Here is a 7,342-nt window from a genome sequence, read left to right as displayed (position 1 = left end):
CTAAGAACCTACACCTTCTCTACCATGGGTGTCCAACTTGAACTTGCAATTTGCGGAAAAAAGAAAAACACGCCATTTCCTCAAGACAAAAGCAAAGTCTGAGAACAACGTGTTTTTTCTGGATTTGAGCTATTTGTCTTCTAAGGTGTTGAAAAACAGAACAAGGCTCTGCCGCTGATTGGGCCGCAAGTTTCGGTAGCGGTTTACAATCTCTTGTTCTTCTGCATTCAACTCGCATTCCTCAGTCGGTTCCGCCTTTCGCCGGATGTCTGTGCGACCAATCAAAAAATCTACCGACACATCAAAAAAATCTGCGTACTTGCTCAGCATTGCAATATCGGGCTGATAACCGCCGGTTTCGTATTTTTGAATTTGTGCCTGCGCAACGTCGAATTCATCTGCCAACTTTTGCTGGCTCAGCTTTCTTTCCTCGCGTAGCAGACGAAGATTATACATTCAACCACCTCCTTGCATTATTTTAATAAGATTATCTTATTGTTTGCAAAAAGAATATCTTGTTATTGATAACAATGGTATCTTGTGGTACTGTAAAAGATATGCTTATTAAATGCGGAGGATGGATAAATGAATGCAAAAGAAAAAGGCAAATTGATGCGGCAAGCAAGTAAGCTATATACTTTGGGAGTAACCGTTGAAAAGCGCAGGAATAAGCTGAAAAAACTGGTAGAGAAGAAAATTTCCTATGATTCGCCTCAGATGAAAAAGGCTCTGTCGGAATTTCAGACAGCGGATGAAGAATGGAAACGACTGGAGCAGGAGCATCTGCAATATAGGGCACAATTTGAAATAGACAAGCATTGATACAACTTACTTGCTTTCTTCTGTTAAGTATTTCTGCCACATGAAATATAATGAATAAAGAATAGATCAGGAGGAAACTCAGGTATATGTCAGAGTAAAAAAACAGCGGAAAAGTGGGGAATTACCCCCGTATGGTAATCTATCACTGCGTGACTGGCTGCTGGCTTCTTTACCCCATACCCGTTACCCCTCGGTTTAATTACTGCCTCTATGAGTAATAATCTTTAATATTACTGAATTTTTTAAATAAATGCTGTAAAAGCACCCCGACCAAAAAGACCCGTTGCAGCCCGAGCGCTGCAACGGGTCTTTTGTTTTCTAAGTACTTATATTAGTACACAATTTGATTGTTTTTCTGTAATTTTTATAATGGCGGTATCACTGTATGCCGCAATACGATCTAATTTACCGTCCTTCAAGTGTCCATAAACGCCCTCGGTTTCCATATTGGCAGAATGCCCAAGTGCCTGCTTTTTTAGGCCGTCCGGTATTTTGCCATTAATACTGACATGGTGAAATTCGGTCAACGTAGAAGTGACCGTATTTACCCATGCTGAAAATAATCTTTGCCGGACATAAAAGGTGTGAATGTATCCCATTCGCTATGCCAGCTTCCAGCCCACAGCTTCCCGGCGCAGGCCGATAAAATCGGCGTACAGGCCGGTTTGCTCCAACAGTTCTGCATGGGTGCCGCGCTGTGCGATACGACCACCGTCCAGTACCAGAATCTGGTCAGCATCTTTTACGGTTTTTAGCCGATGGGCAATCATTATAATGGTTTTGTCGTGCGTCAGCGCATTGATGGCTGTCTGAAGTTCCACCTCGTTCTCTGGGTCCACGCTTGCCGTGGCCTCGTCCAGAATGATAATCGGCGCGTCCTTGATAATTGCCCGCGCAATGGAAATGCGCTGCTTTTCTCCGCCGGAGAGCGTACCTCCGCCCTCTCCCAGCACCGTGTCATAGCCATCCGGCAGCGCGGTGATAAAATCGTGGCAGCAGGCTTGCTTAGCGGCATCCATCACCTGTTCGCGTGTGGCGGAGGGCCTGCCAAATTTGATATTGTTCTCAATCGTGTCATTGAACAGATAGACATTCTGGAATACCATAGAGATATTTTTCATCAGGCTGTCCAGCTTGTATTCCCGCACATCGTGGCCGCCAACCAGAATTTTTCCGCCATCCACATCCCAGAAACGGGCAATCAAATTGCATAGCGTGGTCTTGCCTCCGCCAGAGGGACCAACCACGGCAGTGGTGGTTTTTTCCGGAATTGTAAAGCTAATGCCGTCTAATATCGTGCGGTCACCGTAAGCAAAGCGAACATCCTGAAATTCGACAGTGGCATGGGGGAATGCGATATCCTGTCCGTCAATGTCCATAGTGGGCGTATCGTCAATGGAGGTGGCTTTGTCCATGGCGGAACCCAGCATTTGGAGCTGATCGGACATATTTCCGGCACTTTCCAACTCTGCGTAAATCAAGAAAGAAGCAATGAGCATCAGCAGGCAGCGGGCCAGCGGCAAGGTTTCTCCCGCATAGAAAACCAGCGCCGCAACAACGATTGCCACACTGAAAATCCGCACCGTAATTTGGCGAATTCCAGACCAAGGCGTAATCGAACGCACTAGTGACAGCGCCCTTTGGCAGCTGTCATCCACAGTATTGTAAACTGCCTGCCCGCTGTCTTTTTCCAGTCCATAGGACTTCACCACACCCATGCCCTGCACATATTCCAGCACCTTCTCTACCAGAGCTTCCTGAATATGCTGGCGGGCAGGGCCGGTTTTGGAGGTGGCTTTCTGGGAGAGCTCCGTGACCACCAGATAGCATAGAATGCCCGCGATGGCAATAAGTCCCAGCCGCCAATCGGCAAAAAGAAGCATCAGGCACAGAGCCAGCGTATTCAGGAATCCGCCGATTATCATAACAAGGCACCGTGCGGCGGTATTTTCCACATCGCCTAACGTAGTGGTGACCACTGCCGTGATATTGCCAAGACTGTTGTCGTTAAAATATCCCATAGGAATGTATCGTAGGCGGTCACCAATATGTACCCGCTTCTCCGCGGCCATATGGTAGCCCGTATCCGTCTCGGCATTGGTGGAGTAGTAGGCACAGGCAATGTGCCCCAGAATAGAAACCAGCATAATGCAGGCAAGCGGCCAAACAGACAGCTTCGATCCGCCCACCACCATATCCATCGCCAGCATCAGGGCCAAAAACTGGAGCGACGCAAACAGTGCGCCCAGAAGAGATACCACCATTGCTTTTTTCAAAAGCCCTCGCTTGCCTCCCGCAAAGGCAAAAATCTTTTTTAATATACCAAACATAATATTCTCTCCTCTCAGGCCGCGTCCCGGGTGCCCAGATATGCCTTCCACATTTGGTCGTAAAGCGGGCATGTCTCCAGAAGCTTTGCCTGTTTTCCCTGTGCCGCAATCCGGCCATTTTCCACCACCACGATAGTATCCGCGCCGGCGATGGTCCCCAGATGATGGGCAATGACGATCAGGGTCTTTCCCTTTGTCAGCGCAGAAATAGCGCGTTGAATCAGTGCTTCGTTTTCCGGATCGATGCTGGCGGTAGCCTCATCCAGAATCACAATAGGCGCATCCTTAAGCATGGCGCGGGCAATGGAAATCCGTTGACGCTCTCCGCCTGAAAGATGTCCGCCGCCCTCGCCGCAAACAGTGTCGTAGCCGTTCTCCAGACCGCGGATAAACATATCGCACCCGGCGGACCCGGCGGCAGCTTCCACTTCCTCATCGGTTGCATCCGGTCGTCCCATGCGGATATTGTCCCGCACCGTCCGGTCAAACAGGTAGTTATCCTGCGCCACATATGCGATCTGCCGATTCAACTGGTCCAGCGGGATATCCTGCAAATCAACGCCCCCCAAGGTGATGGCGCCGCTTGTCACATCCCAGAATCCGGCAATCAGCTTGGCAATGGTGGATTTCCCGGAGCCGGAGGGCCCAACCAGTGCGGTCACCGTGCCGGGGTGGATATCCAGATTGATTTTATGAAGAACTTCTTCCTTCACGTTACCGTAAGTAAAAGAAATATTTTTCAGCGTTACCGCACTGCCGTTCAGCTTGGCAGGCTGCTCAGGGCGCACAAGCTCCGGCGACTCCAGAATCCCGGCAATTTCCCCCACATTGGTACCTACGATTGCAAGCTCATCCACGAAGCTCAGGGCGGCAATCATTGGGCCGGTCAGACCAAGGGACAGAACGATACTCGTAAGAAAATCCGCGGCGCTAAGGCTTCCGCTGCTCCAAAGCAACAGGCCTGTGGGGAGCACAGAAACCAGAACGGCGGGAAGGATGCTCTGCCAAGAGGCCATGTATTTCTGATTGTCGTGCATCCAGTCCACAAAATACTGGGCGTTGTCTTCCACCGCTCCGGCGTATTTTTTGTAAGAACCTGCGCTCTGACTGAAGGCCTTGACCACCTGAATTCCGCCCACATATTCCACAATGGCGTTTGCCATACGGCGGCCGATTTCCACCGCCCCCTTCCAGCGGACGGCATAGGTTTTTGTGCTCTGGGAAACGATCAGCAGACCGATTGCCGTGGTAACCAGCGAGGCAAAGCCCATCCGCCAGTCCAGCACAAAGATACTAATAACAAGTGTCAGAGGAACAAGCAGGTTGGAGGTCATCTCCGGAATCAGGTGGGCCAGCGTCGGCTCCATCCCCTCCACTCGGTCCACAATGGTGGTTTTATACTGCCCGGAGGGCGTATTCAAAATGGTTCCCATGGGTACCCGGGAAAGCTTGCTTAACAGGCTCTTTCGCAGATCCCGCAGAGTATGGTAGGTGGCGGTATGGGACATACCGGTGGACAGGCTGGAAAATACCGCCTTTATCAAATATCCTCCCAGCATCAGCCCGCACCAGGAGAGGCATTCCCGCAGTCTGCCGCCGGAGAGCAGCAGCCTGATGATAGCAACAACACACAGATAGGCAAGCATGGTACCTGCTACCCCGATGACAGCCAGTATCACCGAGCCGCAGAACCCTCTATGGTACGCGTTTGCCCATCCCCATAGCTTGGCAAACGGGGAAGGCTCCTTTTTGGTTTTCATAAATCGCATCTCCTTATTTAGTTAGATATTGCTAACTTAATGGCGAAAAAACAGGGGCGCTCAGCCCCCTGCTATTCCCAGAACCTTGAACCAGCCTGCGGAATAAAAATCCCGCAAGCTTTCCACGTATTCAGCGGCCTTCTCTCTGGGCATATCGTGGCGGATTGTTTCAAACATGCCGTTGAATAATGCGCCGGAGAGAATATGAATCAACCCGTCGTCCAGCGCCTGTGCAGGAAGACCGTTAGATCGCATACGGTCGATAAGTTGGTGCCCGGCCTCGGCTTCGATTTCAATCAGTGTGTCGATGTAGTGTTCATATCGGGTTCCGGAAGAACAGCAGGCGATGAGCTTAAACGCATCAAAATGGTCGTAGAGATAGGCCATCATCCAACCTGATTCATGATCTGTAATTTCAGGTATATTTTGAAGCTGTTTGTCCAGCGACTGAGCAGCAAAGGAGCGTTGACGCTCCCGGTAGCGTTCAGCAAATACGTGGGAGGGTTCTTCCACCAATTCTTCAAACAGCGCTTCCTTGTCGGTATAATACCGGTACAGCGCACCAGTGGTGACCCCCGCTGTGGCAGCGATATCCCGCATATTTGCTTTTAGGAAACCATGGGTCATAAATTCTTTTTTTCCCGCCTCTAATAAGGCGGCGGCAAGTTCCTCGTTGACAGGGCGCATAAAGCCTCCTTAATATAACAATGTTATTTAATAACGTTGTTATATTAAATCAACATAAAGCATTTGTCAAGTCATCTAATGGGTGAAATAAACCTTTTCATAAAAGAGGTAAAGCTCGAAACATGTACCAGCCCTCAAAATAGGCTTATCGACTATGGCAATTGTGCTTTGCTTGGAACAACCCGAAAATTTATTTTCCGATGCTCTCCCATAATTAAAGCCTGTATGAGTTCAATTTCTCATACATGACTTTATTACGTTCTTGTGATAAGCTTAAGCTGGGACTAATAGGAGGGGCTGCAATGAAAAAATCAAGAGTGCTGTGGGGTATCGTTTTTTTGCTTGCAATCGTCGCAGGATATATGCGATATTATCCCATCACAAACGACAGCATCGAGGCGGAACATATTATTCAGGAAAAGTTTGATGCAAATGCGGAAATTGACTCAGGCATTGGATTAAACAATCAGGATTTCTACTATTTTGCCGTGGTAGAGAATGAGATTGCTGTCTTAAGAATGAAGCGAGGTCTGTTTAATCGTTTCCGATATGAGGGCATGTCCCGCACGGATGCAAACTTTGTAAATGGAGTTGTTAATAGCAAGGGAAATAAATACCTGCTTGTAGGCGGAAGAAACCCAAATCATGAAATTGAGAAAATGACTGTAACCCTCGATAATATTCAGTATGACATAGACCTTGTAAATCCGGGTGACTCTTTTTTTGAATACATTCAAATTGAAAATGAAACGATTGATAATCATGTTTTTTTGAATAATACCACCTTATATAATGCAGACGGAGAGGATATCACCGCTTCTTTTAACACAAGCAGCGGCGGCGTGTAAGTAGTCATGTGATACTGGGGAGGCCATTTGGCTGCTGAGCCGCCTTTTCGTATTGCCTCCATGCAGTGGGTTTTATTACGCAAAAAAATTTTTAAGAGAATCAAAGGAGCTGACAATCATTAAATGAAATTCACTTTTTTGTTGAGCCCTTATGAGGAACTGGGCAGATCCCAACTGTTTTATGCACTTAAAAAACTGGCGGAAATGAAAAGCAGAAAAGCATGTCCCAGAATGTGGGCAGGGATAGACAAGCTGGACGCTGTCCCAAAAGTTTCAAAAAGCACCTCCGAAAAACGCCGGAAGCGATATAAAGTTTATGGAGCATTTTTAATCATACTGGGGCTGTTTGCCCTTATTCCGGGTGTTATGGCTCCAAAGGAACTTTTGGCTGTGCTGATTGTTGGCGCGGCGGCTTTTTTGTTAGGGGTGGTTTACCTGTTTCAGCCCCGAATAAATCCCGATCAACGTCTTCAAAAGGAAACGGAACGAATTTGGTCCGGATATAAGACTCTTGATGAAGGCAAACGCACAACGGTTGTTTTCCAAGACACAGGTATTTGGGAAAATGATCAAATGCTGGTGGCCTTTGAAGATGTATTGCAGGCGGTATTTTGTCAGGATATGATTTTACTCAACTGGGAAAAGGGTTTCATTCTTCTCCAAAAGAAAGACTTGCAGGATGCGGACGCAGATCAGTTTCTGAATTTTATGAAAAGCCATCCAAGCCTTGAGATTTATCATTTGGAAAGCCCTGTTTAATCCAAAAACGACGGCGCATTTCTTTTGACCTGATAATACAGAATATAAAAATCCGAAGCTGTCCCCGTTGGGGGCAGCTTCGGATTCCTTCATTAATATAAGCGGCGTGTATTCGCTGTGCGCCACGGAAAGGAAG

At 47.9% G+C, this 7,342-nt stretch carries 8 protein-coding genes; 3 read left to right on the top strand and 5 right to left on the bottom strand.

Annotated features, from left to right (window positions below; all coding sequences use genetic code 11):
- Positions 1–129: 129 nt before the first annotated feature.
- Complete coding sequence (locus tag RTK01_RS07615) at positions 130–456, bottom strand: helix-turn-helix transcriptional regulator (protein WP_312280401.1); 327 nt, start codon at positions 454–456, stop codon at positions 130–132.
- A gap of 129 nt (positions 457–585) precedes the next feature.
- Here RTK01_RS07615 and RTK01_RS07610 point away from each other — a divergent pair, with 129 nt between their 5' ends.
- Positions 586–822, top strand: coding sequence for a hypothetical protein (locus tag RTK01_RS07610; protein ID WP_312280400.1), 237 nt, complete (start codon positions 586–588; stop codon positions 820–822).
- A gap of 326 nt (positions 823–1,148) precedes the next feature.
- On the opposite strand, the gene RTK01_RS07605 is transcribed toward RTK01_RS07610, so the two are convergent.
- Genes RTK01_RS07605 through RTK01_RS07590 form a run of 4 tightly spaced genes read right to left on the bottom strand, consistent with a single transcriptional unit; the run spans position 1,149 to position 5,599 of the window.
- Positions 1,149–1,421, bottom strand: coding sequence for a hypothetical protein (locus RTK01_RS07605; RefSeq protein WP_312280399.1), 273 nt, complete (start codon positions 1,419–1,421; stop codon positions 1,149–1,151).
- Between the two features lie 3 nt (positions 1,422–1,424).
- A complete protein-coding gene (locus tag RTK01_RS07600) occupies positions 1,425–3,152 on the bottom strand; it encodes an ABC transporter ATP-binding protein (RefSeq protein WP_312280398.1) in 1,728 nt (575 codons plus the stop codon).
- Between the two features lie 14 nt (positions 3,153–3,166).
- Positions 3,167–4,912: an ABC transporter ATP-binding protein gene (locus RTK01_RS07595; RefSeq protein WP_312280397.1), complete on the bottom strand. Its 1,746-nt coding sequence runs from the start codon at positions 4,910–4,912 to the stop codon at positions 3,167–3,169.
- 60 nt (positions 4,913–4,972) lie between these two features.
- Complete coding sequence (locus RTK01_RS07590) at positions 4,973–5,599, bottom strand: TetR/AcrR family transcriptional regulator (protein ID WP_312280396.1); 627 nt, start codon at positions 5,597–5,599, stop codon at positions 4,973–4,975.
- Between the two features lie 302 nt (positions 5,600–5,901).
- On the opposite strand from RTK01_RS07590, the gene RTK01_RS07585 reads away from it, so the two are divergent.
- Positions 5,902–6,447, top strand: coding sequence for a hypothetical protein (locus RTK01_RS07585; RefSeq protein WP_312280395.1), 546 nt, complete (start codon positions 5,902–5,904; stop codon positions 6,445–6,447).
- A gap of 123 nt (positions 6,448–6,570) precedes the next feature.
- Positions 6,571–7,206 carry a hypothetical protein gene (locus RTK01_RS07580; RefSeq protein ID WP_312280394.1) on the top strand — a complete coding sequence of 212 codons (636 nt, stop codon included), beginning with the start codon at positions 6,571–6,573 and terminating at the stop codon, positions 7,204–7,206.
- Positions 7,207–7,342 lie beyond the last annotated feature (136 nt).

It is taken from the genome of Oscillibacter sp. (assembly GCF_031978065.1).
In the GTDB taxonomy this organism is placed as follows: domain Bacteria; phylum Bacillota; class Clostridia; order Oscillospirales; family Oscillospiraceae; genus Oscillibacter.
The sequence above is the reverse complement of the archived record's forward strand: the minus strand, read 5'-3'. Positions and strand labels throughout refer to the sequence as shown.

Bases quoted from the DNA above. Each gene is read 5' to 3' on its own strand.
- RTK01_RS07580 (WP_312280394.1), top strand. From the start codon at position 6,571: ATGAAATTCACTTTTTTGTTGAGCCCTTATGAGGAACTGGGCAGATCC.
- RTK01_RS07590 (WP_312280396.1), bottom strand. From the start codon at position 5,599: ATGCGCCCTGTCAACGAGGAACTTGCCGCCGCCTTATTAGAGGCGGGA.
- RTK01_RS07605 (WP_312280399.1), bottom strand. From the start codon at position 1,421: ATGGGATACATTCACACCTTTTATGTCCGGCAAAGATTATTTTCAGCA.
- RTK01_RS07585 (WP_312280395.1), top strand. From the start codon at position 5,902: ATGAAAAAATCAAGAGTGCTGTGGGGTATCGTTTTTTTGCTTGCAATC.
- RTK01_RS07610 (WP_312280400.1), top strand. From the start codon at position 586: ATGAATGCAAAAGAAAAAGGCAAATTGATGCGGCAAGCAAGTAAGCTA.
- RTK01_RS07600 (WP_312280398.1), bottom strand. From the start codon at position 3,152: ATGTTTGGTATATTAAAAAAGATTTTTGCCTTTGCGGGAGGCAAGCGA.
- RTK01_RS07595 (WP_312280397.1), bottom strand. From the start codon at position 4,912: ATGAAAACCAAAAAGGAGCCTTCCCCGTTTGCCAAGCTATGGGGATGG.
- RTK01_RS07615 (WP_312280401.1), bottom strand. From the start codon at position 456: ATGTATAATCTTCGTCTGCTACGCGAGGAAAGAAAGCTGAGCCAGCAA.